We start from the raw sequence: 25936 nt of genomic DNA, 5'->3' as shown, positions 1-25936 counted from the left end.
TAATTTATTATAATTATATTGATTATTAATAGATAAAAACTTGGTAGACTACGAAGAAATATTCTTAAATAAAATCAAAGATATAAAAGAAGAAGGGCGCTATCGTGAATTTACGCATTTTGCGTCATTACCTGGCAAACTTCCCTATATTATGGATTATGAAAGAAATAGAGAGGTTATTGTCTGGTGCAGTAATAATTATCTGGGAATGTCACAAAACGATAGTGTCATTGCTGCTATTCAAAATTCATCTGTTGGTGCTGGAGGAACAAGAAATATATCAGGTACAACAAAGGAAGTTGTTGAGCTCGAGAAGTCTTTGGCTGACTTGCATCAAAAAGAAGCTGCTTTAACTTTTGCTTGTGGCTATCTTGCAAACCAAACTACACTTAGTACTTTATCGTCTGTTATTCCGGGCGTGGTAATTTTTTCAGATGAGAAAAACCATTCTTCAATGATAGAAGGTATAAAATCAGGAAAAAGACCGAAGCACATATTTAGGCATAATGATGTTGATCACTTAGAGCAGTTGCTAAAGTCTATAGATATAAAAACGCCGAAAATAATAGCACTTGAATCTGTATACTCAATGGATGGTGATGTAGCACCGCTTGAAGCGATATGTGATCTAGCAGATCAGTATAATGCAATTACCTATTTGGATGAGGTACACGCAGTTGGCATGTATGGACCGCGCGGTGGTGGAATTGCAGAAAGAGAAGGTTTGATGGATAGAATAACTGTTATTCAGGGTACATTATCAAAGGCTTTTGGAGTGATGGGTGGATATATAGCGTCTTCAAAGAGCTTGGTGGATGTAATAAGAAGTTCAGCCCCAGGATTTATTTTTACTACTGCTATGTCACCCGTTTTAGCAGCAGCAGCAAAGGCAAGCGTTGAGCATTTAAAATCGAGCAATGTTGAAAGAGAGAAGCAAAAGCAGTCTGTTGAAAAGGTAAAAGACTCACTGAGAAACGCAGGAGTGAATTTTATGCAAACAGAAACTCATATAATTCCAATCATAATTGGCGATCCTGAGTTGTCCAAAAAAGCATCAAAATTGTTATTTGATGAGTATGGAATATATGTACAACATATAAATTACCCAACAGTTTCAAAGGGGACTGAGCGCTTCCGTATTACTCCTACGCCTTACCATACAAATGAAATGATAGAGCATTTAACAAAATCTCTTGTAAAAGTTTTTGAGAAATTGTCTGTTTGTGTCTGTTGTTGAGTTTAAAGTTGCCAAGAATAAGGTATCTATTTAAAAGCATGGTTAATGTACAAAATCAGTGCTTTATTTCTTATAATGAAAGTAGCTAACACTGGGATCTATAGCTCACACAGGTAAAGTTTACTCTTTTGTCATCCTATGGCTTGACCATAGGATCCAGTCTAAACAATCTGGATTCTAGTGTCACGTGCTGGAATGACACCTATTTGTTCCTATAGTTGTCTTTTCTCGTCTATCTTATTTTGCCACCCTGCTGCAATGAGGGGTAGGTAAGACCATTTATTATTTTCACTACGTGACTTTTGCTCTTTTGAATGAACTTTAGTTTATATCTCCAGCAATGACAAGCGCGTTATCTTCCCTTAATCTCCCACCGCTTTCTTGCAGAAAAAGCCTACCGAGTGAAGTTTTATATTTATTAATTCCAGAGTAAATTATTCCATTGTATCTTCCGGCAGCAAGATATGCAAAACCTAGTACCGTTGAGCCAAGGGAGCGTAGATTATTATTGTCAAGTGGTAATTTATTTAACAAATTACCACTTATGTCTATTATTCCCCCTTCACGAGCTTTCATCCGCATTTTTACATGGCGAGATTTGAAATCTTCAAGAAAAGCTCCTTTCTTTTCCTCTGCCCAGAAAGTTTCTCTAAGCGCTGGAGCATCAATCACAGCTGCTACAACTCTTTTTTTATGAATGAGACAAACTGATACTGCAAAATAAACCATACAACTAAAAAGGTTTTCCTTGCCTTCTATAGGCATAATAAACCAAGTATAACCGCCGTCTTTTAGATCTTGGCCCACATCGTCTTCAAAAATAAAGTCATAGTTCTGGTTGTAGTTTTTCAAGCAATCGTATATAAGTTGCTTGGATTTTGAATAAGTTTTATTGATAAAGTCTGCTGACTTAACGCTTGAAATTTGCAATTCATTAAAATCACGTATAAGCTGCTTGGAGGCACTGCGTACAGAATCAAGCATCACATTGATTCGTGGTGATGAAATGGCCATTTACTCTTTTACTCTTTCGTAATAGCTGTTATCAGGAGTATGTAATACAATTTTATCCCCTTCTTTTATAAATTGAGGCACGTTAACACGTATTCCGTTTTCCAAAATTGCAGGCTTATAAGAAGCAGTAACAGTCTGACCTTTGATAACAGACTCTGTCTCTTTTACAGTTAGTGTAACGTGATCAGGCACATGTGCAGAAATTATTTTATCTTGATAAGTTACTACTTTAATTTTCATATTATCTTGCAAATAAGCCTTCTTTTCCCCTAATAAGTCTAAATTTATAACAATCTGCTCGTAACTACTTGGATGCATAAGATTTACGATATTCCCTTCAGTAAAGAGATAAACATATTCCTCTTCATCTAAAATTGCCCTTCTGATTGTTGCATCAGAGCGAAACCTCTCATAGTACTTTGCTCCTGTTTGGATATTTTTCATTTCAGCTTGTATATATGCACCACCCTTACCAGGTTGAGTATGCATAATACTTATAACCGAAAATAAACCACCGTTATGTTCTAGTACCTGACCTGGCCTGATATCATTAGCCCTTTCTGCCATAATTACACTTTTAATTTAGTCTGATGATTATAAATAACTTTATACAAATATCAAAATTTTTATTGGCCAATGAATTCTGGCATGTTGATTACTATATATCTTTCCTTCATGTTGATGTATGGAAATATTTCTTTAGTGAAAGATAGCATAATGTTTTTTTTTGTGCTGATAACCAAAATTTCTAATATATCCCCTGAGCCAAAATTATGTACAGACTTCACATAGCCATATAATTCATTACTTTCTAATCTTACTTCCATATTCACAAGATCATTTTGGTAAAATTCATCCTCATCATTTAATTGTGGTAGCTTATTTCTCTCTATATATAACTTTTTATTTCTTAAAAGTTCTGCTTCATTACGGGAGTTCACACCGCTAATTGTTGCTATTACTAAATTATTACTGACAACAGACACCAAGCTTATTTTATAATTTTCACTTCCGCTTATTAGTTCACCATATAGGAAAATATTTTCGGGCTTTTCAGTAAAGGTTTTTATCTTAACAGCTCCTTTGATTCCATGGGGAGAAGTAATTATTCCGAGGCATATATTCACATTAATATGATAGTTGAAATCAGCTTTTTGTCTATAGAATTGACAATTTACTGAATTAACATACAATTAATATTGTGATAATTATAGTGGATAATGTGTGAGTTCTATCAGCAATCAAGAAAAGCAAAGTATTATAAGTGGCTTAGAAGAAATCAACTGTAAGTTGCAAGGTGAATCTATAAAACTTGATGATACAAAGGAATCTATAATAGTAGCACGTCGTAAACCTGTTGTTGAAGAGGCATTAGAACATTTACGCAACCCTTCTACTACTAACTGTAATGTTCTGATCGATGCAGAAACTGGGTTTGGCAAGACTTACGATATTGGAATGTGGAGCCATGTACTAGCCCAAGCAGGGTTTCATCATCTGGTTGCAGTACCAAACAGTGATCTAGTAAACCAAGCTAAAAAAATGATGAGTAGTGCATTTACTGTAAACATTAGGACACCCAAAACTGCTGAGGAAATTAAAAATGCACTGCAGGCAACTAAACCTACAACAATTATAGTGACACATGACCTGTTATTACAGCAAGAAAATGATCGTAAATTTAAAGACCAAAATACCAAGTTGTGGATTAGTGTTGATGAAGCAGACAGTATTAACAAGCAGCAGGATTTTGAGAACATGTGCAAGCTTGATGAGAAATATCCTACGACTTACCTCACTGCAACACCAAAGAGAAGGATTTTAAATAGATGCGGAAAAGTTATCAGCCCGACAAGATTGAGTAGACGTTGTATTGCAAACGCCATCGAAACAGCAAGTGTTATTGCAAAAACCAATAGGAGAACAAATTTCACTCTAGCATTTGTAGTGAATATTGCTGTTACTATAATACCTATGATTACATTATTTCCTGTTATAAATAGTAATGTTGCTGCTGTAATTGGTCTAACTTCAGATTATTGGCTGTATTCTGCTTTGATTGGAAACTTATATTATACAATTTCTATGTTTATATTTGGTATAGTAATGTTGCCAATTTGGTGGGTACTAACTAAAGCAACTGGTGTAGAGTCAAAAGAACTGCTTTCTAGATTTCTTGCTAACGTGCGTAGCTTATTTACTAGAGAAAAATTGAGCCCAGCTCATGAATATGTTGAAGAGAGCGAAGAAGTTTTTAATTACAATAAGCTTGTTGATACCGATGATTTATTAACTTCTATAAGATGGAATGTGCAAAGCCCAATTGGAGAAAGTGCTCTGCTTTTAGCTGATGATGTAAATAGTATAGTTAATCTTAACTTTGCGTTGCAGGGTAGAGATAATTTAGTATATGAAGGTAGTACACGTTATGAAGTGTATAATAAATTTCAGCCTGAAGGGATGTCTTATCAAGACTATAGGCTCAAGTTACGTGAAACGAACTTTATAAGCTGCGTTAAAAAGCAACATCCTAGTCTGACAGAAGAGCAGATATCTGAATTAAAAGAAAAGGTGGATTTCAGTAGTACTGCTGAATATCTAAAATATAGAGTAATGCATTCAATGATCGATCTTACTCTCTCATATTTAATGAAGTGTGATAATATTACTTTAGATAAAAAAAGAAGAGAAGGTTTGAGTGAATTGATAGAAGATGTTAAAAAGAATGTTAGCACCACTAATGATAACAATATTATAAGCTACCTAGAGAGAAAAGGCTTTAGTGAGCAATTTGCTAGAGATGAGCTCTTACCGCAAATAAAGACAGTAATTGAAGCATTGAGTAAAAGTGATAATGAGCAATGCAGCTTAATAGTTGATAATTGGCGCTTAAGCAAAGAGCTCCATGACCTCATGGAAAGAGAGGAAGGTATACTACATAGTCTTATTGATTTCTGCAAACAAAATAAATGTATCTTTGCAGGAATTGAGAAAAATGATCTTGGTATTGGAGAAAACAGACTCTTTTCAGCGATAATACGTAATCAGATAGGTGGATATCGAACTCTTTATTGTGATTATGAAAAAAGAGATTTTGATTCATTGGCTAAATATGCGTTGACAACGGTTATAGATGGATCGAAAGGTCGTGGATTTGATAGTGAATATAATCATGTTGCATCAATATTTGCAGATTCGGTTAGTCAGTTCAATAATCCATCTGAAGCCCTACAGAATCTTGGAAGAAATAGAGAGCGTAATGAGAGCAGACAATCATGGTTTTTCGCTGCTGCAGGTGAAGAAGTTGAGCTATTTGTGAATAAGATCTTAGCAAATTTTAAAAACGAACCACAGAAATTTTGTCAGAAAGTTTTGTTTCCAGCTACTAATAAATACAATAAGTTGCTAAAAAATAGAATGGGAGAAGAACTTGGAAGAAAAATAGAAATCTATATTAGTAAAAATATTGATGCATTAGGAAATATTGATGATTCAGCTCTGAAGAAGTTTTCTAGTGATTTGATAAAAGAAACGTATGAAAAAGTTCATGATATAAATGATTTTGATGTCAAAAAGACAGAACAAGATTTACATAGGATTTTAAAAAGTACAGAGGCATACCTTCGTTCATATGAGAACAGAATTAAAAACAACGGTAAATTATCTTGCACACGCTCAGCTTTATTTTCTGTGGGGAGTGCTATAACAAAGGTAATGTATTATCTTTGGGCAGGGTTTGACTATTTAGTCTTTTTGGCTAAAGCGTACAATATAGATAAATCTGGAGATACCAGTGCAAGAGCGTATGTACACATAATCAGAAACTGTCACTGTGAAAGTAGTGTGAAGGCGCAAAATGTATTGGTTCATGCATTAGAAATTGCCAAAGAACATGACAGCAGTTTCAAAAGAAATAGTTTGTACGAAGGCAATGAGGATAGATGTAAAGAAAAAATCATCTCATATTTTCAATCCAAGCAATATATACGTGCATTAGATAGAACAATTGCTCAAATTGAAAATAAACACTTGGTAACAATTTTGAAAGCTGTAGGCTACGAAGATGATGCTAATAAAATGGCACAAGAAATCAAAGATTTTTTATGTGATTTAAAGAAACTAGACTGCGTGAAATTTAGAGAAAAGTACTATCAAGGAGATTCATATCAAACGAGCAATTTATACAAGATCAATGATCAAATTAAGAAGGTAATTGATGAAATTGTAAGGTGCCATAAGTGGCGTCATGGAATAGAGGATTTGGGGCTAAAATTAAAAAATGGCCATAGTATTTTTGAAGTCAGAGTTAACAATGATTTTTCTAAGTTACGTGAGAAAAACTTTAACAAACGCTCTAAAGAAAGGACATATCTAGGTAGAGCTATGTTACTTATTGGGTTTATAATTTCAATGGAGCTTATAGGTAGAATATCATCAGGTCAGACCATGCCATTGCCTTTACTTTGCGGTTTTATAGTATTTGGACCACTGGCACTCTTGTGTGGTGCATTGTTATATGAAATAACAACCTATTTAGTGAGAGGAGCATTTTTTACTTTTGGAGTGCCAGTTGTGTTAGAGGAGCTATTTAAATTCATTGTTAAAAACAGTTTAATGCAGAAGTTATTAGATGTGGCATTATCGTTTGGTAATGGTGCTTTCTTAGGTGTTGAGAAGAGTGCCGTGCAATCTTTTATATTTGAAGATGCAACAAAATTTGACTCACTAAGTGATATAAATGAGCTTACACTGATAAGAGAACAGGAAAAGGCAAAGTGTACAAATGAAGTAGCTGATAAAGTTGTAGCTACTGCTTTATCTGCAATTTTGATACAGCCAACAACTAGTGAGCAGGAAGGTTTAGTTTTTAACTAGAACTTTTCAGATAAATACTGAGTGAGGATTTCAATGCCTTCATCAATCTCTTTTTCAGTGATAATGAGTGGAGGCAAGATTCTTAGAACGTTATCTGATGTTACTCCAACAGTAAGTAAACCACGGTGACTTAGCTCTTCTGCAAATTTTTGGTTATTCATTTTTACTTTTATTCCTAGCATCAACCCTTTTCCTCTCACTTCTTCTATCATTGGAAACTTGCTTGCTAAATTTTCTAGTTTGTTTTTTAAGTACTTACCTCTAACTTCAACATTTTCTAAGAAGCCAGGGCTGAGCAATTCATCCAATACAGCATTACCTACTGAAGTTGCAAGTGGATTACCACCAAAAGTAGAACCATGCATACCGACCGCCATGTACTTAGCAACCTTTTCAGTTGCAAGACAAGCCCCCAGAGGGAAACCTCCTCCTATTCCTTTTGCAAGAGCACATATGTCAGGCTTAATTCCTATGTGTTCATATGCAAATAACTTTCCTGTCCTGCCAGCACCGCACTGAACGCAATCAAAAAATAGCAGTATGTCGTTTTCGTTACATAGTTCTCTTAGCTCTTTCATGAAGACTTCACTCATTACTTTAATACCACCTTGTCCCTGTATTGGTTCTATTAATATAACACCTATGCCATTAGAAATTGCTTTCTTTACACTCTCAATATTGGGCTCTATGTTATCACACCAGTCAATATAAGGATTCAGTAATTCAGAAAATTTCTGTCTATCGTTTGTTGCACAAGTTAAAAATGTCCTTCCATGAAATGCACCATGAAATGTTAGAATTCTATAGCGATTTTTATTACCTTTTCCATTTTGATAGGCCCTAGCGATTTTAAGTCCACATTCCACTGCTTCTGATCCAGAATTTGCAAAAAATACAGTATTAGCAAAGCTGTTGTTTATTAAATTTTCTGCAAATTTGTTGGCAGTAGATATATTATAGGTATTTGATATATGCCATAGTTTTTCTCCTTGTAATTTTAGGACATCAGTTAATCGTGGGTTGGCATGACCTAAACTGCTAACAGCTATTCCAGAGTGAAAATCTATATAGCGCTTATTATCGATATCATACAAGTAAATACCTTTGCCATAAGAAAAATTTATGTTAACAGGAGAATAAACTGGCAAGATAGGAGAAATTGTCATAAAAGTATGATATGCTAATTTTTTATTAATACCATAAAAGACGTTATTTCACAATGAGAAGAATATGTATAAATTAAGTAAATTAATTTTTACTACACTAAAAACAAATAGATATACAAAAATTATCTCGCTATTCTTATTAATTTTTGTGGTTTTATTGGGCACAATATACCGCAGTTATTCATTAAAGAATAATTTTCTTTCTTTTTACCGTAATTCAAATGCAAACTTAAAAGATCTATTGGAAAATAGTATAATAAAAAAATATCATTATTTACTAATAGAAAAACATCATATTAAATATAACAGTTTTGATTACATAAACCAGTTGGTAAAATTGCGTGCTGAATTGTTACAATCAGTAAGCAAAGTAAGAAATTTTAGCTTAATACTGTATGATCAAAATGCCAGAGTGATTTTCAGTAATTTTAATACTCAAGGTCATGACTATGAGCAGTTGCTTACAAATGATGAAATTGATAAATTGCTAAGCAATCAAGAAATATTTTACGCTACAGGAAATACATTAACTTCTACTTTCCCTATATTTCATGAAGATGACATTAAGCCTTCATTTTTTTTGAAGATCATTCAAAGCTATAATGACTCTTATATTATGGTATATAGTCTATTTTCAATATTAATGGGCTTATTACTGGTTATCTTAATACTAATAATGCTTTATTTGCACTTTTCCAATACCCAAATGCTAGCCAAGCAGCATAAAACTAATATTGAATTACAAAGGGTTAAAGAGGCATTAGAGCAAGAAAATGCAAATAAGATAAAATTTTTTGCAAGTGTTACACATGAGTTGCGTACACCTCTTAATGCTATTATTGGATTTGCAAAGTTGATCAAAAATGAAACTTTAGGTTCGGTAGATCACTCTAAATACAAGGAATACGTAGACGATATATATAATGCTGGTACACATTTACTTGCTTTGATTAATGATGTGCTCGATTTTTCTAAAGCTGAATCCAGTAGTTTAACAGTAGAGAAAGTGAAGTTTAATCTGAATAAGATAATAGATTCGTGCTTAAAAATGTTATCACCTAAACTAAAAGAAACAGGTATTAGTTTAAAGAAAGAGATATCTGATAAACAATTATTAGTTATCGCCGATCCCAAAAGAATGAAGCAAGTTATAATAAATTTGTTATCAAATGCAATCAAGTTCACTCCTCAAGGTGGTTTAATAAGAATGATTATTAAAGAGAATATAGAAAAAAATTTATTAACTATTGAGTTTCATGATAATGGAATAGGGATAATGCAGCAGGACATATATAAAGTTATGTCCGTTTTTGGCCAAGCAGATTCGGGATATAGAAACGAAGGCACAGGTATCGGATTACCTCTAAGCAAGAAATTAGTAGAGTTAATGGGTGGGACTTTCAACATTCAAAGTGAAGCAAAACTTGGTACTACGATAACATTGAGCTTCTTTTATGAAGAGCAAACATGTGAAAAGTTGATTGATTTTTAGTAAAATATATTTGATATTGCACTTTTATATCTAGTACATTCCTAAGTCATACTGACGTGATACCTCTTGGCTAATAATAAGTAGCGGAATGTAAGTAAATTAAACTTTTTTAGCTATACTTCCTGAAAACACTTTATAATTCTTGAGCATAAAGAAAATTCCTTTAATAATGAAGCATGCTAATCAGGAACTTAATAAAACAAGCAACTCAAGTAGGAAATAGTGAAAACGTAATACAATATGTCAAATATCTCTATCAATTTGAGAAGTTTAGAAATACATTAAACCTCACTTTGTCACTAATAAAGCAAACTAGACTCTCGTTTGAAATATATCAAGAAGGATTAGTGGATATGGAAGAGGGAGTGTGTAAGACAATTCGTTCTTCTGGTTTAAATAAGTATGTTATTGTGCTAAGAAGGTCAAATCCTTACATCATAGTACATGAACTTTCACATATGGTTGAAAATGAACTGAACTTAAGCTTAGAGCAAGAATTTCTCTATAAAGTTTATCAGGATATTGAGCAGAACTTAAAGCAGTCAAATATTCTGGTACAAAAAATTATTGGTCAAATTATATTTAAGGAGATACAAGTTTACCAAACTCCAAAATCACGTGCGTCTGAGTTATTCGCACGCTATTTTGAGCTGTTTGCTTGGGCTCAGGAAGTTTATCCTAAAGATAAAGAATATCTAATTCGCACTCAAGATTTAAATAAAGTATTTCTTGCTACTAACCAATGGAAAAAGAGATGCCTGGATCCACAAATAATGAAGATAATAGATAAAGAAGTAAAGGAGTATAGCAATAAAACTGCCTTTAAAGATATAAACAAAGTACAAAGCAGTTGGACTAATAAATTTTCCTCTGGGAGTAAAAAAATTGGTTCTATATTTGGAGATGATAATTAGCTTAACAGAACAAAGTTCACTTCTTCAACATTTCAAGTTATAGTTCTCACAATTAAAGAGTTCAAATATATATGAAAACTATATTAGCTGTTGAAACAAGCTGTGATGAAACTGCAGCAGCAATTGTAAATAGTAATAAGCAAGTCCTTGCTCACGAAATTCTTTCTCAGGAAGAGCACAAAAAACGCGGTGGGGTAATACCTGAAATAGCGTCACGTGCTCATATGAAGCATTTAAGTGGTCTAGTAAAAAGCGCTATAGAAAAATCTAACCTTAACTTTTGTGATCTAGATGCAATTGCAGCAACATCAGGACCAGGACTCATAGGTGGACTAATAGTTGGTACAATGATGGCTAAAGCAATTTCGCATGTAGCACAAAAACCGTTTATTGCAGTTAATCACTTAGAGGCACACACATTAGTTATTAGGCTGCTATATGAGGTTAAATTTCCATTTCTAGTCCTACTTATATCGGGTGGCCATTGTCAATTTTTAATTGCACAGGATGTAGGTAAGTATATTAAACTTGGAAAAACACTTGATGACTCGCTGGGTGAAGCGTTTGATAAAATTGCTAAGATGCTGGATCTAAGCTATCCTGGAGGTCCATTGATTGAAGAGTTAGCTAAAAAAGGTGATGGTATGAGATTTAAGCTGCCAAGAGCAATGATAAAACGTTCTGGATGTGACTTCTCATTTTCTGGAATTAAAACAGCAGTAAAAAACTTAGTTAAAGAGCTTGCAATGAGCAAGCAAGATGTTTGCGATATGTGTGCTTCGTTTCAAGAGTGTATTAGCGACATATTACTCGATAGAGTCAGAAATGCTATTGATATCACTGCATCTTTAAATATTAAAATCAATGATTTTGTAATTACCGGTGGAGTTGCAGCAAATAATTTTCTGAAGGAGAGATTGAAAAAATACATAGATTTGAACGTGCTTTCTCCTCCAAGCAACCTATGTACAGACAATGCGGTAATGGTTGGATGGACAGGAATTGAAAGGTTACAGAAAAATTATATAGACTCTCTTGACTTTGCACCAAGGCCAAAGTGGGAATTAGAAAAATATTACTAGCACAAAAAATTATCTACTATATAATGCGGCCGCTGGTGAATTTTTGTAGGCTTAAAAATTACAGTGGTATCTACTAAAGCCTTATTCACTACCGGCATTATTATTTATGAGGTACAGTATGTTCAAAAATAAATTTGACACAGTTACTAATGTTTTCAAAGCTAAATCTAGTACAAGCGCAAAGACACTCAAGTCGTGTTTATTTATTTCGGGAAACGTTGTTATGGCCAGAGCAGTTAGTGATATAGACCTCTCTTCATTACAAGGCAATTCAGAAGATAAAGTCAATAAGCAAGACCTAATAATCATATATGATTATATTAACAAAGTAACTCAAGAAGAAAACTATAATATATGTACTAATAATCTTGATTATATAAAAAGCAGGATTTTAGAAGAAAATATAAGTGATTCATTAGCTGAAAAATTTTGTCAAGATGGATGGAATATAATAAGTAATGATGGTTCTTCGCTATTAACAGTGGCTATTGAAAGAATTAGGGAAAGACAACAAAAGAAAAATAGGGATTGTGATATTAAAATGGCTGTATCTCTAATTCTTGGTATGAAGAAAGAATTGATTACAAAACTGGAGAATTTTGCAGATAGTAATGATAAAACACTTCTACATTATTTAGCTGAGTTGGGTAAAGAAGATATTTTACGTTTTGTGATAGAAAATTCTAATTTTGACATTGAAGAAGCATTAAGGAATAAAGATAGAGATGGCAAAACACCACTACACTATGCGGCTAAATCTGGCAATAAAGAATGCTTGAAAATTCTCATAGAAAATGAAGCAGATTTTAGTTGCACTACCAATAATAAAACTGAGTTACACTATGCTGCCAGAAGCGGAAGTCCTAACCTCCTAGAATATTTAAAAGAAATATTGACAGCAAAAGGAATTTTTGATAAGGAGAAAATTAAAACAGATAAATATGGAAATAACGCATTACACTATGCTGTGCAATCTGGAAATGCTGAGTGCATAAAATTCTTCATTGATAATCAAGTACAATTTTTAAAAAATAAATATAATGAGAATCCTTTTCATAAGATTGCAGGTAACTCAGAAACTCAAGAAAATGCCATAAATTTTCTTATAAAGAATCTAGAATTTTTAGGTAGACTAAACAGTAAAATTGATCAAGAAAATGTAGATGGTAACACCCCATTGCATATAGCTGCAAAACATGGAAATAAACAGCTAATAGAATTGTTTATTAAATCAGGTGCAAAAATTGTTCAGAATAAACAAGGTAACACCCCCTTACATATTGCTATTATACATGGTAATACATATTGTATAGAGCTATTTTATGAAAATATAGGAAATAGCATACTTCAATCCAAAGGTGAGTATGGAAGAGATCTTGTACATTTAGCTGCAATGTACGGGAAGTATGATTGTCTAACATTTTTACTCAATAAATTTCCTGATTACGATTTAAGTACAGAAACACGCAAAGGAAATATGGCCCTACACTTAGCTCTATCGAGTAATACAGAAACAGAACTAAGAAAAAAATGTGTGAGTCTATTAATAGACAGAAGCATGCAAGTAAATAAGAGTAATAATGAAGGAAACACCCCTTTACATTTTGCTGCCCAACTTGATTTATCGTTTTTAAGCATGATAGAAAAAAAGTTGGAAGAGAAGAAATTTGACGTTTATCAAGAGGTTTTGCGTGAGAATAGCAACGGTGACACCGTCTTTCATATGGCAGCACGTGTTGGTAATAAATCATGCCTTGAGCACCTTTTTAAAAAAGAGAGAGTGGGAGAAATATTAAGTAAGAAAAATAAGGATGAACAAACTTTACTACACTTATCTATCCTCAGTGGAAGAGTAGAATGCGTTAAGTATTTGGTAAAAAAAAGCCCAAAGGGTATTTTTTTAGAACAAAATACACAAAAAAAGTTGTTATTTGCAGCTATTTTGAGCGGCAATAAGGAATGTCTTGAATTTGTGTCAAAAGAACTTGTAAGTAAAAAGGTGGCTGCTAGCATCAAAGTGTTATATGATGAAAATGACAATACACCGTTACACATGGCTGCTCTTGCCGACGGCATAGGATGCTCTCAGTATGTTATTGAAAGTATTGCTAAGTCAACTATTAGGAACACAGTATCACTTTTTCGCGCAAACAGTCAAGGGCTTATACCTCTACATTTAGCTGCCATGATCCTTAATGCTGAGGTAATAGAATATTTTATGACAGATCATCATGATCCCTATACTGAGGAAATGTTTAATGTTGTATCTAAATCTGGAAGAACACCATTACACTATCTTGTAATGAGTGATAATGATTTTGAAAAAACTATAAATGAGGATTTTAAGCAAGGTCAATTTTTGAAAAAGTTGGTTTTAGAAAAGCGTAAACAAAATGAGCACTTAAGGGAAAAAGCTATTAAAGCCTTATTCTACCTAACAATCAGCACCGGAGAGAAAACTGTAAATAAGAGGATAAATTTTGATATAAAGGATAATGCAAAAAAAACAGCTTTAGATTATGCTTTTAAATATAACGACATAAATATCTTGAGGTTATTTTTAGATGCTTTGTATGAAACAAAGGAAAACGGAGAAAGGGAACATAATAAACTTAAGCTAAAATATCAAAAGAAAAGCAAAAAGTTTTTAAACTGCGCTAACATATCCGTATCAATATCAAGTGTGATTGTTTCTGTTTGCATTGTATCTGATCAGTCAAAATCTAAAACAGAAGAAACTTTTAACTGGATTTCCATTGGATGTTCTGTGATATCACTTATTTCTTTCTTATGCAACTTAGCGATTGACCGTCAAAAAGCACTTGTTAAACGTAAGATAGAAAACTATACTGAAAAGATCAACAAAATTGAAAAGGCCACAGGAAAGTTAGCTAAGACAAAAGTAGGGAGTCATGATTTGGAAGAATATAACTCAATACTGGAACTATTAACAAAGAATGAAGAAAATCTTTCACGATTGGAAAATGAACTTTACAAGTTTACGCATGAAACTAGCTTAGAGAGTAAAAACAAACTCAATATTTCTCCTCAGAAAATGAGTAGGCGTAGTAGTACAGAGTTAGCAGAAAGAAGAAGTTCATCTTTTCTGGGCAATTTAGGGGAAAAGCTCGGTCAGTATGCAAGACGCACCAGTAGAGTGCAAGATATAATGGATAGTGAATTATCCTCAATTATTATAGACAAACATTCAGAAAAAGCTTCGCAAAGTAAGCTTAATTCTACGGTAAACAGTCTAGTATTAGCCAAGAAAGCAGTCGGTTTTTTTAAGAAAAAAAAGAATCCGGTTGATGCATCAAGCTTATCAGAAGGTGCTAATCAAGAGAATATTACAAAAATGAATGAAGAAAACTGTGGGTTGATAAAACGATTTGGTGATACCAATGGGTATTCAAAATTTTCGACTCCTTTTAATCCAAGCGGTTCAACCTCAAGAGAAGAGTGTGGTAACAATCATAGTGCAGCGCGTCATGTGAGTTATGGTAGTGCAAATAATTCTGTGAGTGATAAGGAAGTTAGTAAATCTCCATCTCTAATACTTTCTAACTTTGAGGAGGGGATTACTGTTGACTGTTTTAAATTCGAAAGATATAGACCAAGGGTATATTCAAGTCCATCTTGTGTGAGAAAAAGAGCAATTACAGCTAGATCATTGGAATATGTAATACTTCCTGATCATATAGAAAGAGGAAAATAGATGCAGATTGTAATCACTGACTCTGATAGCATCAACTTTCAGAGGAGTGATAGTAAGCATTATAGAAAACTGTCATTGAGTAGTAGATAAGGAAAACATAGAACAATTGGCAAGGCTATCGTATAAGATTATAGTAGAGAAGGAATTAGATAGTCTTGCTATAAAAAAGTTTATGTTTTCCTATTCGCATATGTTAACATTTTATTATATTAACGATAGGGTAAGGCAATAGCTGTTAATACTTTTGAAATAAAAGTTATATATGGTGCATATAGTTAAGTTAAAAGGAAGATTGTGGAAATTACTCCATCAATAAAAAAAGAATTAAAGCAAAGTATACTATACACTTGTCTAGAGAAATGCAAGAGTGCGTTTTGGTTCATTTTCTGGTTTAGTTCAGGGATTAATGCGTTGATGTTATTTTTGCCACTCTATACTTCTCAGGTACTTGATCGAGTGATATCGAGCGAGAGTGTATCAACATTAGTTATGCTGACGATTATTACTTTATCTGCGTTTGCATGTTCTGCAATGCTTGAAACTTGTCGATATTTAGCCATGGCAAAAATTGGCGACTGGATTGATAAAACTGCAACACCAGACCTAATAGTAAGGTCAATTAGGCTAACATCAGTACAAAGCTCAACTTCAAGTGGTGAAGCAATACGAGATCTTGGAGTAATAAAAAATTTCATTACAGGAAATGGTATATTTTCACTGTTCGATACTCCATGGTCGCTAATTTACCTTGTTGTGATCTTTATGATACATACCTCTACAGGGTTTATAGCTATTGCCGGGATCATTATATTAGTTTCAATGGCAGTATGGAATGAACTTGCCACTAAGCGTATATTGCGAGAAACCAATGAAGAAACTATACGCAATATTAATGCTATAGATGTTGCAACAAGAAACGCAGAGGTGGTTGAAGCTATGGGCATGTCAGAATTTATAGTTTCTGATTGGTGTAAACGGAATGATCAAAATCGTGCAATGCAAGTTACAGCGCAGAATCGTTCTAATGTGATTACTGGGATTACTAAGTTTTTACGCTCGACTCTCCAAATTTCAGTAATTGGAACAGGCGCATTACTTGCAATTACAGCTCACAAAACTGCCGGTAGTATCATTGCTGCCTCGATTTTGATGGGTAGAGTATTGGCTCCATTTGATGCAGCAGTTCATACTTGGAAATTTTTAAATCAAGCCAGAATGTCATATGAGAGGCTACAAAGACTTATACTAACATCCCCAAAAAGAGAGCAAACTATGGCTCTACCAGAGCCTGAAGGGAAGTTGGAATTTGATAGGGTATTTTTTACTCCTTATGGGAGCAATAAGCCAACAGTAAAAGGAATCTCATTTGTAATAGAACCAGGGGATGTTGTTGGTGTTATTGGTGCAAGTGCTTCTGGTAAGTCGACCATTGCAAAACTAACCGTTGGTGTTTGGAAACCCATATCAGGTGTAGTCAGACTAGATGGCGCTGATGTATATACTTGGAATCGAGAGAACTTTGGTAATTATGTTGGTTACTTACCTCAAGATATTGAGTTATTTAACACGAGCGTTAAAGCTAATATTGCCCGCATGAGACCAGATCCAAATCCTGAAGAAATAATCAAAGCAGCAAAAATTGCAGGAATACATGAATTAATACTGAGCTTACCAAATGGGTATGATACAACAATAGGAGGACCTGGAGGAGTAATACTCTCTGGTGGCCAAAAACAGCTTCTTGGACTTGCAAGGGCTTTCTATGGTAATACTAAGCTTTTAGTGCTTGATGAACCGAATGCTAACTTAGACAGTAATGGAGAGGCGCGCTTGATTAATGCAATCAATGTTGCAAGAGAGCAAAATACTACCACTGTTATCATCACTCATAAGCTACAGCTACTATCTGTAGTCAATACAGTGATCGTCATGTCAGATGGGGTTATTTATGCTATGGGACCAAAAGATGAGATTTTGAGTAGATTAGTTGCTCCATCACCAGATGCTACAGAAGATAAACGTTCTTCAGCAAGTGGTTAAGAAAGAGAGAAGTTGTCACACTTCTCTTATAGAGTACTATATGCACAGTTTATAAAATCTTAAGCAATTGTTATTCGAAAAATCCAATAATGATTAGCCACGGAACCTATTTGCTAATTCTCTCACATTAACCTTAGACATTTCTGATGTAGGCTCTTGTGTATATGAGACATCAGATTTAACGCCTTTTTTGTCATGACCTTTAGTAATAGAACATACTACAGTATCAGCCTTTACATGCTTAACACTTGGATCTGATTGAAACCCATGCTTTCTTTCCATTTGTGCTTCAAGCTTACTGCTATCATGTGTAACCCTACACCTTTCTAGATTACGGTCACGTTTGTCAGGAGCTACATATCCATCTATATCACTACATAAGAACGGGCGCACTTTGAACCTGTCTGAACTAACACCATTTTCAACACTTGCAGAATTATGAGCTTTTCTATTATTGCGCATTTTATCTACAGCTTCCTTTATTTTTTCTTTTGATGGTTTTGGCAGCAGTGCTGGCTTATATGCACATGCTGGTAGTTCTGGAAATGAGTCCTCCTGAAACAGCAAATGACTTTGGTTTCTCTTACTATCTGATTCTTCAATATTCTTTATTGGTGTCTTGAAAGAGTTTTCATTTTTCTTTCTTAGATCTAACTCATTTAATCCGCTTCCAACATTATTTTTTCTTGTTGTAGTGTGAATAACACCTGGAAGTTTCACTTCATACTTAAATTTTTTACCAATGGTATCTATTGACTCATTAGATGAGGAATCTATTTGAAACCTATCGTTTGAAAATTTTGATTTTGTAGCATCAAAAGATATACTACGTTTTTCTATCTTTTTATCAGTCATATTTTACCTCTAAACCTATTAACTAACAAAAGTATAAACTAAGAGGTATTAATTTTATTATAATAATAAAGGCTCAAGAAGCATCACCGTAGGGTTTTCTATATAGTACTTAAAGGCATTTAAAAATTTTGCTCCGAGTGCTCCATCAACTGCTCTGTGGTCAACAGAGAGAGTAACTGTCATTACCTCTGCTATCTCTATTTTTTCACTTATGACAACTGGTTGTTTTTTAGATGCGCCGACAGCCATAATGCAAGACTGTGGTGGATTGATTATAGCACTGAAAGTTTTTATACCAAACATGCCTAAATTAGAAATGGTAAACCCTCCTCCTTGAAATTCTTCAGGCCTTAATTTTCCAGATCGTGCTCTATTTACTAAATCTTTCACTTCTTTTGATATAGATAAAACACTTTTTTCATCAGCATTTTTTACTATAGGAGTAATAAGTCCATCCTCAAGCGCTACAGCAATTGAGATATCTATATTTGAATATTTTACTATCTTAGTATCTATCCACGATGAGTTTATGTCAGGAAATTTTTTCATGCTGAAAGCCACAGCTTTTATAATTAAGTCATTAATTGTTACTTTATTGTTCTCATTTGCTGAATTAACCTCATTTTTGAGCGATATTAGCTTATCAACGTGGCAGTCTACAGTTAAATAAAAGTGTGGAATATTTTGCTTAGATTCAACTAGGCGCTGCGCTATCACTTGGCGCATATTACTTACTTCAACTGTTGTATTTTCCTCAAATCTCTCATAGCTTTTAGTTTGATCTAAAAATTCTAATACATCAGCTTTGATGATACGACCATATGGACCTGTACCTTTTAATCGCTTTATATCAACACCTTCATTTTGAGCTATTTTTTTAGCTAAGGGACTTACTTTTATTCTATTTTCTGTTGCTCTATCCTCTTTTTTAGATCCCAGTGTCACGCACTGGGATGACATTGAAGAGCTAGATGAAATCGAAGGGTTGGATGATACTGAAAAATCGGCTTCAACCTCCTTCTCAACCTTGGTATTGATGGCAGAAGCTAAATCAAGTGCGCTTTTATCTTCCCCTTCCTCTAACATTAGAGCTATCAGTTGATTTACAGGCACACCACTTGTTCCTTCCGACACTAAAATTTTTGCTAAAACTCCTTCATCGACAGATTCAAACTCCATTATGGCTTTATCAGTCTCAATTTCAGCGATTACATCACCTATTTCAACTTTATCTTGTTCTTTTTTACACCACTTTACAATTTTCCCTCCAGTTTTACTCATTGTTGGGGAAAGAGCGGGCATCAATATTTCTATAGGCATTTATTCTGCATTAAAAGATCTATTTAATTTTTAATTTACTCTTTACCCTATGTCAATCTAATCGTAAATCATGATACTTATATCATCCTAGTACGTGATGCTGGAATCTTGGTTGACTACTGTTATCCTACTATTTCTATTGCTTAGTCCTAGACAGAGTACAAATAGTAAGATCATCATGAAAATAGACGAATCTGTTATAATGGAAATAGAAAAATGTAGTGCTTACTATCCTCTCACAAACATATAGCTTGGGTACAGAAAAAATTTATATGAGGAGCTGGTTAAATTGATAAAAGATCAGAATTAATAGTAGTTTCCGAATCTTCTGTAGCAGGCTCTTCATGTGAAGCAGAGGACAGACTAACTTCTTTATCCTCTGTTCTCTGTATAGAACTACCACAAAAACTCCTTAACATCTCTTCAGCAGATGAATTTAAAATCTGTATAATAGACTTTTCACTTTGTTCTTTCAGCGATTGATCCATCTTAGAAATCAACTCGGAAAATTCACTACCTTCTTTTCTAGCTTCACTTTCTATCTTATTTTTTATGCTTTCTATATTACTTTGGTTAATTTCTTCTTTCGTTATGTTAAATGAATTAGCAATACCTTGATACTTAATCTCACAATCGCCACAGCCAACTATGCAAAGAGCAATAGAATCGGATATTTCACCTGCAGCCGAATTATGGATAGTGTAAGCTAAGCAATTGTCATGATATTTAATGCCAAGCTGTTGCTCTATCAACTCAGAAATTTCATTTTTTAAAGACATAAAGTACCTCCTTCTTACATTACTGTACCTTCTGATTAAAGTACAACAGCTGCTCCTAAATAGCAATCCATATATGGTTTACTTTAATAAAGTATTAAAGTAAGAAGCTTTTACATCCTAAAACATAACTTAGATAGGCTAATGTAAGAAAATTTTTAAACGAATAAATTGAATTTATCTGTACTGTATATTACTTATTTGGTAAAATTACTTTGGTGAAATAGCATATAAAAGTTGAGGCTAATTATGAATATTAAAGAACGCAAGGATTTCCAGCAGGAGTTATTAGGAATTGTTTTCAATATACTCGTAGAAAATGAAGATAGCACCATAGAAACTATGGAAACAAGAGCAGTAGAGATAATTAAAAAACTAAAGGAACACATTAATGATGATATAGAGTATGGTGGTCAAAAAAAGCCAATTTTAGATTGGGTTATTGTTTGTGATTCTCAGAATAATGTCAGACTAAATAACAAGTCGCTATTAAAATTTGAGAAGGCAATTAAGGATATTGGAGGAAGAGCACCGCTAAATGAAATAAAAAGTACAATAAGGTTATTAGTAGAACAAGCAAAGCTAAATCATGTTAGAATTAGAGGTGAGAGAGAAGTACCACTAAACCTCTTTGAGGAAAACATAATAATGAGAGAGCGAAGAAGGGCAAGAGAACAACAAATGCGGCCAAATTTTATTAGAGAAAGAGAAGCGTCATTGAATCTCTTTGGAAACAGGGATGAAAATGTAATAATGAGAGGACAAATGAGGTCACGCTATATTAGGCGTATTAGACGTGAAAGAGAAGTACCACTTAGTTCAAAAATAGGAGAATTAATTGGTGTAGTTTCATCCATAATTGTAGGTGCTTTCATTGGTATAATGGTTGGTATGGTCATTGCTGGTTTATGTATTGAGCTTTGTGTAATCACCACTGCAGAACCGATTCTTCTCATCATGGGTGCTACTGCTGTTATAGGAGCTATTGTACAGGAACTGCTCCTGTATTAAAGCTAATAGAGATGTTTAAAGGTCAAGAACCTAATCTTTCTCCTAGTAGCGGTCTGGAAAGCTCTAATACTGAACATACTTATTTAAATAGGCAAAGAGTTATTTAGAAAAAAATTGGAAGAATGTTCAAAAAAGTCCATTTATAAAATACATCGGCTTAACTATGATCTTATAACTTAAGCTAATTAATTAAAAATTTTTGTTTTAGCGGTTAAATAAAGCCAGATCTTATTAGAGAGAGGATCTTCTTATCTCTTCTTTACCTTCATTTTCATTTCTAACAATTTTTTTTCCACTTAATATGTCTCTTATTTCATCTCCTGTTAAAGTTTCAAACTCCAGTAGATTTTCAGCAATGAGCTCCAAGTCTTTCCTACGCTTGGTTAAAATGTCTTTTGCTTTTTCATAGCAAGAAAATACGACTTTCTTTACTTCCTCATCTATAAGTCTTAACGTATCTTCAGAAATTGTCTCAGAATCATGTGTGATTTGTTCGCGATTATGATAGATCGGACCTATTTTGTCGCTCATTCCCCATTTTGTCACCATAGAACGTGATAAATCTGATGCTAGTTTTATATCTGAAGATGCACCGCTTGTGACTTTATCATAGCCAAAAATTAGCTCTTCTGCCACACGCCCACCCATTGCAACAGTTATATCTGCTAGCATCTTTTCTCTTGTGAGGGACACTCTATCTGTTTCTGGTAGTCTCATAACTAAACCAAGTGCTCTACCACGTGGAATAATTGTTGCTTTGTGTATAGGATCAGAAGCAGGCATATTAACTGAAACTACTGCATGACCAGCTTCATGGTAAGCAGTAAGCTTTTTTTCTTCTTCTGTAATGACTAAGGACCTTCTTTCCATGCCCATCATCACTTTATCACGTGCATACTCAAAATCATCCATGGTAACAATTTTCTTATTTCTTCTTGCAGCAATAAGCGCAGACTCATTCACTAAATTTGCTAGATCAGCCCCTGAAAAACCTGGCGTTCCCCTCGCAACTGTTTTTACGTTTACATCTGGTGCTATCGATATTTTCTTTATATGCGTATTTAATATTTTCTCACGCCCATTTATATCAGGTAAAGAAATAGTAATCTGTCGGTCAAAACGACCAGGTCTAAGTAGTGCTGGATCTAGGACGTCTGGACGGTTAGTTGCAGCAATTATTATCACACCTTCATTAGACTCGAAACCATCCATCTCAACCAGTAACTGGTTTAATGTTTGTTCCCTTTCGTCGTTACCGCCACCAAGACCGATGCCGCGATGCCTACCTACTGCATCTATTTCGTCTATGAAAATTATACAAGGAGCATTTTTCTTACCTTGATCAAACATATCCCGGACACGGCTTGCACCAACACCGACAAACATTTCAACGAAATCAGATCCAGAAATACTAAAAAACGGTACATTAGCTTCACCTGCAATTGCACGAGCAAGTAGAGTTTTACCAGTTCCAGGGGAACCAATTAAAAGGCATCCTTTTGGTATCTTCCCACCTAACACTTGAAATTTTTGCCTTTGTTTAAGAAAATCAACAATTTCAACCAACTCTTCTTTTGCTTCATCAATCCCAGCAACATCATCAAATGTCACTTTTTTTCCAGTAGTCATAAGCCTAGCTTTTGATTTGCCAAAGCTTATAGTTCTATTACCTCCTGCTTGCGTTTGTTTAAAAAGGAAAAGTAATAAACCGATAAAGATAAGGGTCGGAACCCATTGAATAAGTAATCCACCAATTATACCTATTGCAGAGTCTCCAATTGAAAAGGAGAACTTCACTTTCCTATCATGCAAACTTTTTATTAAGTCACTATATATAACACCACTTGAGTTAAAGGCTGACCCATCCCTAAACTTCCCTTCGATGCTTTGGTTTCTTATTGTAATATTTTCTATATCATTATCTTCTAGTCTAGTTAAAAATTCTGAAAAAGGTATGGTTGTTTTACTCTTACCTATACTTCCGCTAAATTGAATATAAGCAACTGAAATAAGAACAATAATCACTAACCAGATCAATAAGCCTTCTAAAAATTTTTTCATTTACATTTCTAATTAAACACTAATCAAGCTTACCAAATTTTGTTTTATCATGCTATTAATAATGCATCGAATCTTATCATCACCGTATTTCTCCGTTATAATTTACATCAGGATAAGCAACCACCTTTCCATTTTTTTCACTGTTGGAAAAGAGTAGTAAACTTTAGAAAAATAATTACAAATTTAAAAAATCTTGCCCCACTCATTGTAATCCTTAATTAAATATCAGTTAACTTTAGCAAATTTTCCTTTATTATACTAGAAATAAAATATTTAATCTCATCATCACTAGTGCTCTTACTATTATGTTTCATACATGGATAAGCAAACATCTTTCCATCTTTTTGTACTGTAGGCAAAGAATAGTAAACTTCAGAGCAATAATCATAATTTTTTAGAAATTCAGGGATTTTTTGTGTTTTTTTTAGCGGAGCAATAGTTACTGAACACTCCTCATCTCCAAATATTGTGCAGCTAAACCTGTTATCCCATTCAATAGAACCATTTAATGGTAAGTGTACAGTAATTTCCTGTATATTTGACGATTCTCTCATTATCAAAATACTTTCTCCATATTTTCTTATTTTGCATCCATAGAGTGTGCAATTAACATCACTATTTTGTTGCAATATTCTATTAAATATTGCGATAAGGCTACGGTACCTTGGTTTATAGTGCTTGTTGACAATTGCCATTATAGAATAAAGAAGAAGCCTTAAAGCTATTTCCTCTGGCAGTTTATAAAGTTCATCTAGTTTAATTTCAATATAACCAAGATCATGAATATTAACGCAGTCATTAAGTGCAAGGCGTGTGTAGTGCATCAACGCTTTTGCAGCTCTTTTCATATGAAGGGCTGTGAGGCATATTCGCTCTGTTAAAATCTCTTGATTGTCACTTGCTTTAAGTAAGTTACGGTATAAAGTTCGTCTGTATTTTAAGTCATAATTGCTTCTATCTTCGATCCATTTTAACCGGTGAAGATTAGCGTACTTTTCTATTTCACTACGACTAAAATTTAACAACGGCCTAAATATATAAATACCATTTAAGAAAGATTTGTAATCCATTGATGATAATCCATCTACTCCACTACCTCGCTCCAATCTTAATAAGAACGTTTCTGCTTGATCATCTTTGTGATGAGCAACGAGCAAACATTTAACATTATTGTTTTTACACCACTCTGCTAGTAACTTATATCGTGCTTTTCGTGCCTGTAACTGAATATTACCTTTAATATTTTGCTTCTCCCAATTTAATATGAACGATTCCTTTGCTCCAAGTTCTTTTGCATAACTTATAACAAAATCAGCTTCTTTTTGAGACTCTGAACGTAACCCATGATTTACTGTTAATGCTATAGGAAGTGAAAGCTTGTTTTTTTTTGCCCAGTTAGTCATTAAATGCAGTAAGACTATACTATCTACACCACCTGATACTGCAACTGCGATTTGGTTATGGAAAGCAAAGCTATTAGCTATATTTTGAAATAATAACTCTAATTTCATTATGTTTCTTGATGGCCAGATAGTCTCTACGTCATACAGCGACTTATTTGTGGTATATATAGATCCCGCTAACAAGCAGCGGAATTGCTCTCTTTTGTCATCCCAGTGCTTAACACTGGGATCCAGGTTTTAATGCAAGAAACTACTTCTTTATTCCAGAAAATGAAAATTCCACTCTACGATTTTTAGCATGCTCTTTTTCATATTTAGAATTTCTAGAATCATCTTTTACATTAACCAAAGGCTCAGTTTCACCTTTAGAAGCAGTTTTTATTCTATTTTCTAGATAAGGTGTACAGCTGACCATAAATTTTTTAGCTGCATCTGCTCTTCTAGCTCCTAGTGCAAGATTATACTCGTGAGAACCACGATTGTCAGTATGACCAGTTAAAGTGACCTTTGCGTCAGGATTATTTTGTAACACTTCCATCACGTCAAGTAATGCATCTGCACTCACTTCACTGATACTAGATTCATCATAACCAAAGAAAACTCTTTTATCACCTATCTGCTTAACAACAGCATTCATTTTATTTGTCGTATTTACTCCTTTTTTAGGGCAAGAACTTACACCAGTAAGCAGTAAACAAAAACAACACATTATAATCAGTCTACTCCACATCACTAAACCTCCATAAATTTAAAATATAGTGCGTAATTTTAATTTTAGTACTAATAATCCCTCTATACTAGAATAGAGTCAAGGGAAATAAAATACTAAATGTTTTCTTTACAATCTTATAATTAATTTTCTGATAAGATGCTCAATTCTTAGCAATGAAGTACAATAAAAGAATAAAAATACAATTTTTTATTGTACTTTAAGCAAATATACTTTTAACTTTATTATTAATCTATTACGATATT

The 25936-nt window shown here is 33.7% G+C and carries 17 protein-coding genes and 1 pseudogene; 8 read left to right on the top strand and 10 right to left on the bottom strand.

The annotated features are described in order from the left end of the window. Positions 1 to 40: 40 nt before the first annotated feature. On the top strand, positions 41 to 1237 hold the full coding sequence (gene hemA / locus OOL05_RS06525) for a 5-aminolevulinate synthase (protein ID WP_211908736.1): 1197 nt from the start codon (positions 41 to 43) through the stop codon (positions 1235 to 1237). A gap of 321 nt (positions 1238 to 1558) precedes the next feature. On the opposite strand, the gene OOL05_RS06520 is transcribed toward hemA, so the two are convergent. Genes OOL05_RS06520 through rimM form a run of 3 tightly spaced genes read right to left on the bottom strand, consistent with a single transcriptional unit; the run spans position 1559 to position 3378 of the window. Beyond that, positions 1559 to 2251, bottom strand: a complete 693-nt coding sequence (locus tag OOL05_RS06520) for an inositol monophosphatase family protein (RefSeq protein ID WP_264730262.1) — start codon at positions 2249 to 2251, stop codon at positions 1559 to 1561. Continuing rightward, on the bottom strand, positions 2252 to 2818 hold the full coding sequence (gene efp / locus OOL05_RS06515; RefSeq protein ID WP_007302193.1) for an elongation factor P: 567 nt from the start codon (positions 2816 to 2818) through the stop codon (positions 2252 to 2254). Between the two features lie 59 nt (positions 2819 to 2877). Next, the gene (rimM, locus tag OOL05_RS06510; protein ID WP_007302194.1) at positions 2878 to 3378 is read right to left on the bottom strand and encodes a ribosome maturation factor RimM; all 501 of its coding nucleotides are present in this window, start codon (positions 3376 to 3378) and stop codon (positions 2878 to 2880) included. Positions 3379 to 3475: 97 nt separating this feature from the next. Here rimM and OOL05_RS06505 point away from each other — a divergent pair, with 97 nt between their 5' ends. Next, complete coding sequence (locus OOL05_RS06505) at positions 3476 to 7126, top strand: DEAD/DEAH box helicase (RefSeq protein ID WP_264730261.1); 3651 nt, start codon at positions 3476 to 3478, stop codon at positions 7124 to 7126. Here the strand turns inward: OOL05_RS06505 and OOL05_RS06500 are convergent. Further along, on the bottom strand, positions 7123 to 8292 hold the full coding sequence (locus OOL05_RS06500; protein WP_007302196.1) for an aspartate aminotransferase family protein: 1170 nt from the start codon (positions 8290 to 8292) through the stop codon (positions 7123 to 7125). The two genes, OOL05_RS06505 and OOL05_RS06500, sit on opposite strands and share 4 nt — an antisense overlap. Positions 8293 to 8356: 64 nt before the next feature. Between OOL05_RS06500 and OOL05_RS06495 the strand changes: the two genes are divergently transcribed. The 5 genes from OOL05_RS06495 (at position 8357) to OOL05_RS06475 (ending at position 17535) form a co-directional block, all read left to right on the top strand. After that, the gene (locus tag OOL05_RS06495) at positions 8357 to 9784 is read left to right on the top strand and encodes a sensor histidine kinase (protein WP_010403276.1); all 1428 of its coding nucleotides are present in this window, start codon (positions 8357 to 8359) and stop codon (positions 9782 to 9784) included. Positions 9785 to 9960: 176 nt separating this feature from the next. Next, positions 9961 to 10698, top strand: a complete 738-nt coding sequence (locus OOL05_RS06490) for a WD_0702 family putative metalloprotease (RefSeq protein WP_010403278.1) — start codon at positions 9961 to 9963, stop codon at positions 10696 to 10698. 71 nt (positions 10699 to 10769) lie between these two features. Continuing rightward, the gene (tsaD, locus tag OOL05_RS06485; RefSeq protein WP_264376070.1) at positions 10770 to 11780 is read left to right on the top strand and encodes a tRNA (adenosine(37)-N6)-threonylcarbamoyltransferase complex transferase subunit TsaD; all 1011 of its coding nucleotides are present in this window, start codon (positions 10770 to 10772) and stop codon (positions 11778 to 11780) included. 118 nt (positions 11781 to 11898) lie between these two features. Further along, complete coding sequence (locus OOL05_RS06480) at positions 11899 to 15495, top strand: ankyrin repeat domain-containing protein (protein WP_264730258.1); 3597 nt, start codon at positions 11899 to 11901, stop codon at positions 15493 to 15495. Between the two features lie 294 nt (positions 15496 to 15789). Then, positions 15790 to 17535 carry a type I secretion system permease/ATPase gene (locus OOL05_RS06475; RefSeq protein WP_015588031.1) on the top strand — a complete coding sequence of 582 codons (1746 nt, stop codon included), beginning with the start codon at positions 15790 to 15792 and terminating at the stop codon, positions 17533 to 17535. Between the two features lie 93 nt (positions 17536 to 17628). Here the strand turns inward: OOL05_RS06475 and OOL05_RS06470 are convergent, their stop codons facing one another. From OOL05_RS06470 to OOL05_RS06460, 3 genes are all read right to left on the bottom strand, one after another. Continuing rightward, a complete protein-coding gene (locus tag OOL05_RS06470; protein WP_019236771.1) occupies positions 17629 to 18390 on the bottom strand; it encodes a hypothetical protein in 762 nt (253 codons plus the stop codon). A gap of 57 nt (positions 18391 to 18447) precedes the next feature. Further along, positions 18448 to 19710, bottom strand: a complete 1263-nt coding sequence (locus OOL05_RS06465) for a pyruvate dehydrogenase complex dihydrolipoamide acetyltransferase (RefSeq protein ID WP_139686792.1) — start codon at positions 19708 to 19710, stop codon at positions 18448 to 18450. Positions 19711 to 19994: 284 nt separating this feature from the next. Beyond that, positions 19995 to 20489, bottom strand: coding sequence for a WBM0748 family T4SS-associated protein (locus tag OOL05_RS06460; RefSeq protein ID WP_010403296.1), 495 nt, complete (start codon positions 20487 to 20489; stop codon positions 19995 to 19997). A gap of 246 nt (positions 20490 to 20735) precedes the next feature. Here OOL05_RS06460 and OOL05_RS06455 point away from each other — a divergent pair. Further along, positions 20736 to 21604: pseudogene (locus OOL05_RS06455) on the top strand (hypothetical protein). A gap of 124 nt (positions 21605 to 21728) precedes the next feature. On the opposite strand, the gene ftsH reads toward OOL05_RS06455, so the two are convergent. The 3 genes from ftsH to OOL05_RS06435 form a co-directional block, all read right to left on the bottom strand. Further along, positions 21729 to 23558, bottom strand: a complete 1830-nt coding sequence (gene ftsH / locus OOL05_RS06450) for an ATP-dependent zinc metalloprotease FtsH (protein ID WP_264376112.1) — start codon at positions 23556 to 23558, stop codon at positions 21729 to 21731. A 218-nt stretch (positions 23559 to 23776) separates the two neighbouring features. After that, positions 23777 to 25069 carry a tRNA lysidine(34) synthetase TilS gene (gene tilS / locus OOL05_RS06440; RefSeq protein ID WP_264376113.1) on the bottom strand — a complete coding sequence of 431 codons (1293 nt, stop codon included), beginning with the start codon at positions 25067 to 25069 and terminating at the stop codon, positions 23777 to 23779. A gap of 142 nt (positions 25070 to 25211) precedes the next feature. Next, positions 25212 to 25691 carry an OmpA family protein gene (locus OOL05_RS06435; RefSeq protein WP_007302208.1) on the bottom strand — a complete coding sequence of 160 codons (480 nt, stop codon included), beginning with the start codon at positions 25689 to 25691 and terminating at the stop codon, positions 25212 to 25214. Between the last annotated feature and the right edge of the window lie 245 nt (positions 25692 to 25936).

The sequence above is a fragment of the Wolbachia endosymbiont (group B) of Episyrphus balteatus genome, from assembly GCF_947250575.1.
Lineage (GTDB): Bacteria > Pseudomonadota > Alphaproteobacteria > Rickettsiales > Anaplasmataceae > Wolbachia.
This window is presented reverse-complemented; position numbering and strand designations above follow the sequence as displayed.

Coding starts and splice junctions, on each gene's coding strand:
- OOL05_RS06520 (WP_264730262.1), bottom strand. CDS start 2,251: ATGGCCATTTCATCACCACGAATCAATGTGATGCTTGATTCTGTACGC.
- efp (WP_007302193.1), bottom strand. CDS start 2,818: ATGGCAGAAAGGGCTAATGATATCAGGCCAGGTCAGGTACTAGAACAT.
- OOL05_RS06500 (WP_007302196.1), bottom strand. CDS start 8,292: ATGACAATTTCTCCTATCTTGCCAGTTTATTCTCCTGTTAACATAAAT.
- OOL05_RS06495 (WP_010403276.1), top strand. CDS start 8,357: ATGTATAAATTAAGTAAATTAATTTTTACTACACTAAAAACAAATAGA.
- OOL05_RS06490 (WP_010403278.1), top strand. CDS start 9,961: ATGCTAATCAGGAACTTAATAAAACAAGCAACTCAAGTAGGAAATAGT.
- tsaD (WP_264376070.1), top strand. CDS start 10,770: ATGAAAACTATATTAGCTGTTGAAACAAGCTGTGATGAAACTGCAGCA.
- OOL05_RS06480 (WP_264730258.1), top strand. CDS start 11,899: ATGTTCAAAAATAAATTTGACACAGTTACTAATGTTTTCAAAGCTAAA.
- OOL05_RS06470 (WP_019236771.1), bottom strand. CDS start 18,390: ATGACTGATAAAAAGATAGAAAAACGTAGTATATCTTTTGATGCTACA.
- OOL05_RS06465 (WP_139686792.1), bottom strand. CDS start 19,710: ATGCCTATAGAAATATTGATGCCCGCTCTTTCCCCAACAATGAGTAAA.
- OOL05_RS06460 (WP_010403296.1), bottom strand. CDS start 20,489: ATGTCTTTAAAAAATGAAATTTCTGAGTTGATAGAGCAACAGCTTGGC.
- ftsH (WP_264376112.1), bottom strand. CDS start 23,558: ATGAAAAAATTTTTAGAAGGCTTATTGATCTGGTTAGTGATTATTGTT.
- tilS (WP_264376113.1), bottom strand. CDS start 25,069: ATGAAATTAGAGTTATTATTTCAAAATATAGCTAATAGCTTTGCTTTC.
- OOL05_RS06435 (WP_007302208.1), bottom strand. CDS start 25,691: ATGTGGAGTAGACTGATTATAATGTGTTGTTTTTGTTTACTGCTTACT.